This is a genomic window from Allobosea sp. CER48 (genome assembly GCF_044752385.1).
In the GTDB taxonomy this organism is placed as follows: domain Bacteria; phylum Pseudomonadota; class Alphaproteobacteria; order Rhizobiales; family Beijerinckiaceae; genus Allobosea.
The window spans coordinates 1-3,849 of record NZ_JBIWYK010000313.1; the positions used below are offsets into that span (position 1 = coordinate 1).

General features: G+C 68.7%; 3 protein-coding genes. All 3 read left to right on the forward strand.

Annotation, left to right across the window (positions count from 1 at the left end):
* The coding region (locus ACIPIA_RS11915; RefSeq protein ID WP_400509740.1) for an adenylate/guanylate cyclase domain-containing protein at nucleotides 1-1,739 on the forward strand (1,739 nt) is incomplete at its 5' end.
* Between the two features lie 72 nt (nucleotides 1,740-1,811).
* Nucleotides 1,812-2,474, forward strand: a complete 663-nt coding sequence (locus tag ACIPIA_RS11920) for a class I SAM-dependent methyltransferase (RefSeq protein WP_400509742.1) — start codon at nucleotides 1,812-1,814, stop codon at nucleotides 2,472-2,474.
* The gene (locus ACIPIA_RS11925; RefSeq protein ID WP_400509744.1) at nucleotides 2,471-3,721 is read left to right on the forward strand and encodes a glycosyltransferase; all 1,251 of its coding nucleotides are present in this window, start codon (nucleotides 2,471-2,473) and stop codon (nucleotides 3,719-3,721) included. Before ACIPIA_RS11920 ends, ACIPIA_RS11925 begins: the two co-directional genes overlap by 4 nt.
* Nucleotides 3,722-3,849 lie beyond the last annotated feature (128 nt).

Genomic DNA, 3,849 nt, shown 5'->3' on the forward strand with positions numbered 1-3,849 from the left:
ATGTCTCGTCCTGGAGCCGGGACATCCGCCTGGTTTCCGGCCTTATCCTGCTCGCCTTCGCCACGACGCATTTCCTGAACCATGCCGTCGGCATCTTCGGGGTCGAGGCGATGGAGCGCGTGCAGGACTGGCGCTACAATGTCTGGCATTCCCGCGTCGGGACTATCCTGCTTTACAGCGCCCTCGTCATCCATCCGATCTTCGCGCTGCTGCGCGTGGTGCAGCGGCGCACCTTCAAGATGCCGCTGCGCGAGATGCTGCAGATCGCGCTCGGGCTCGCCATCCCGCTCCTGCTCGTCGACCATATCGTCAGCACGCGCATCATGGGGCACTATTTCGGCGTCGACGAGACCTATCGAGCGGTGTTGCGGAGGCTGTGGCCGGACCGCGCGTTGCTGCAGTCGTTGCTGCTCCTGCTCGTCTGGACGCATGGCATGCTCGGCATCCATTTCATGCTGCGATCCCGCGACGGCTATCGCCACTGGCGCGACCCGTTCCTGCTCGCCTCGATCCTCATCCCGGTCCTGGCCCTGATCGGCTTCACGGTCGCCGCGCGGGAGGCCGAGCGGATGGGGCTTCCTGCCGAGTTCGTCACTGATGCGCAGCGCGCGATGTTCGATCGGGACGTGATGTGGGCCAAGGGCGCCTTCTACGGGCTGGTCGGCGCCTTCGTGCTCTTCGTCGGCATCCGGGAGGTCCGGGTCCGGACGCGGCGCCAGATCACCGTGCGGTTCGTCGGGCATGGCACGCGCCGCCTGGCGCCGGGGCCGACTGTGCTGGAGATGTTCCGGCGCTTCGGCATCCCGCATGCGGCGCTCTGCGGCGGGCGGGCGCGCTGCGCGACCTGCCGCGTGCTGGTGATGGACGGCAACGACAAATTGTCGTCCCCGGGCCCCAACGAGGCCCGGCTGCTGCGCCGCATCTCGGCGCCGGAGGGCGTCCGGCTGGCCTGCCAGATCAGGCCGCACGACGACCTGCAGGTGCAGATCCTGCTCGCCTCGCGCCTGAATGCCGCCGGAGCGCGGACCCTGGAGCCTGACGACGCCATCAACAAGCGTGGCCTGACTGTGGTCGTCGCCGACCTCCGCGCTTTCTCGGCATTGTCCGAACGGCAGTTGCCGCGTGAGCTGATCGGGCTGCTCAACCGCTTCTTCGACGAGATGAGCCAGGCGATCACGGCCCATGACGGGCGCATCGACGCCTTCTACGGTGACGGCTTCATGGCCGTGTTCGGCCTGGAGGGCTCGCAGGCACGCGGCGCACAGGCCGCGATCGCCGCAGCGGCGGATATCGTGCGCGCCGTCGAGGCTCTGAACCGCGAGTTCGGCGCCGCGCTGCCGTTGCCGCTCAGGATCGGCATCGGCATTCACACCGGCGACGCGATCACCGGGGCGGTCGAGAACGACAATCTCGGGCGGCGCGAGATCACCGTCGGCGAGACCGTGATGATCGCGAGCCAGCTCGAATCGGCGACGCGACGCGTGCTGGCCGATGTCGTTGTTTCCGAGGACACGATTCGCACGACCGGGCGCAGCTATGCCGGCACCGCGGCGCTCAAGATCGCGATCAAGGGGCGCGAGAAGCCGCTGACCGCCTATGGCTTCTCCAGCGCGCCTGAACTGGCGCGCCGCAAGCGGGAGGATGCCGCGATGGCGGCGGTGGCCGCGTCCGGAGAGGCGCAGGCCGAGGCGACGGACACGGCGCCATCCGACCCGGAGGAAGCGCGTCGCGACGGGTAGGCGGCGAGAGGCTAGCCTTTGCGCCGGCCCCTGCCTATGGTCCGCCAGCTTTTCGACCACAGCGACCGAGACATGAAGCCCGAACCGCCTCGCGAGGCCTTCCACGACCTGCTGCGCGGCATGGCGGCGCTATCCGGCAACCGCATCGTCGCCGATCTCGCGCGTCTCTACGGCAAGGGCGCGCCGCCGGACCTCTCGATCGCCTGCAACCACAAGCAGATCGCTTCCAAGCAATGGCTCGTCGAGGTGCTGGCGGAGGCCTGTCCGAAGCCCGCCGGCCCCGTCTGGATTCTCGGCGCCTGGTATGGCGTGCTCGGCGCGATGCTCCTGGACGATCCGCGCCTGGCGATCTCGGAAGTCGTGAGCCTCGATGTCGACGAGACCTGCGCGCCGATAGCGGAGATCCTCAACCATCGTCATGTCGCCTCAGGGCGCTTCCGGACCTTGACGGCAGACATGATGGCGCTCGATTTCGCGGCGCAGTCGCCGGTGCCGGGCCTCGTCGTCAACACGAGTTGCGAGCATCTTGCCGACGTTCCCGGCTGGATCGCCAGCCTGCCCGCCGGCCTGCCGCTGGTATTGCAGTCCAACGACTACTACCGCGAACCCGACCATAGCAGCTGCGTGCCCTCGCTGGAGGCGTTCCGCGAGCAAGCGGGGCTGTCGGACGTCTGGTTCGCCGGCGCGCGGCCGACGAAGAACTATACGCGCTTCATGCTGATCGGCCGGCGATGACGACAGGTACGGCGCCGCGTATCGCGGTGGCGATGAAGGGTTATCCGCGGCTGTCGGAAACGTTCATCGCGCAGGAGCTGCTCGGGCTGCAGCAGCGCGGGCTTGGCTTCGAGATCTGGTCGCTGCGTCATCCGACCGACGGTGCCAAGCATCTGATGCACCATCAGATCACGGCCCCGGTACGATACCTGCCCGAGTATCTGCACGACGATCCGCGACGCGTGGCGCGGGGTGTTCTGGGCGCCCTGCGGCAGCCGGGTTTCCGGAAGCTCCTCGCGCTGTTCCTGCGCGATTTCGCCCGGGACAGGACGCGCAACCGCCTGCGTCGTTTCGGGCAGGCCTGCGTCATGGCGCATGAGCTGCCCGCCGATATCCGGCACCTGCATGTCCATTATCTGCACACCCCGGCCTCGGTCATCCGCTATGCGGCCTTGCTGCGCGGCCTGAGCTGGTCCTTCTCGGCGCATGCCAAGGACATCTGGACGACGGCCGATTGGGAGAAGCGCGAAAAGATCGCCGATGCCGCCTGGGGCGTCACCTGCACGCAGGACGGGTTCCGCGAGCTCGGGCGGCTCTCCGACCGGCCGGACAAGGTCTCGCTGGTCTATCACGGGCTCGATCTGGCCCGCTTTCCGCCGCCGGTTCCCCGGTCGGTCCGCGACGGCTCCGACCCGGCCGACCCCGTGCGCTTCGTCACGATCGGGCGTGCCGTGGCGAAGAAGGGCTTCGACGATCTGCTCGCGGCTCTGGCCCAGCTGGACGGCGAACTGCACTGGCAGCTGACGCATATCGGCGGCGGCGAGATGCTGAAGGCCCTGCAGGAGAAGGCGCTCACCCTCGGTCTGGGCGACAGGATCGTCTGGGCGGGACCGAAGCCGCAGGACGAGGTCATCGCTGCCCTGCGGGCCGCCGATCTCTTTGTCCTGCCCTCGAAACAGGCGGGCGACGGCGACCGCGACGGCTTGCCGAACGTCGTCATGGAGGCCGCGAGCCAGGCGTTGCCGATCGTCGCGACGGACTTTGCCGGGATTCCGGAGTTCGTGCGGCCCGGCGTCGAAGGGCTTTTGGTCCGGCCGGGCGACATCGAGGGCCTTGCGGCCGCGCTGGCGGAGCTCGCGTGCTCGCCGCAGCAACGCGGCCAGCTGGGTTACCGGGCGCTCGCGCGGCTGACCGGCTCCTTCTCGGCCGCCGCCGGTCTCGACGAGATCGCCGCACGGCTGCTGGCTTCCAGCGAGGATGTGGCATGAGTGCGACCGTCCTGATCGCGGTGACGCATTTGCTCGGTTCGGGACATCTGGTCCGCGCTGCCAATCTGGCGCGGGCCCTGGCGCGGGATGGCTTCGCCGTCACGCTGGCGAGCGGCGGCATGCCGCTG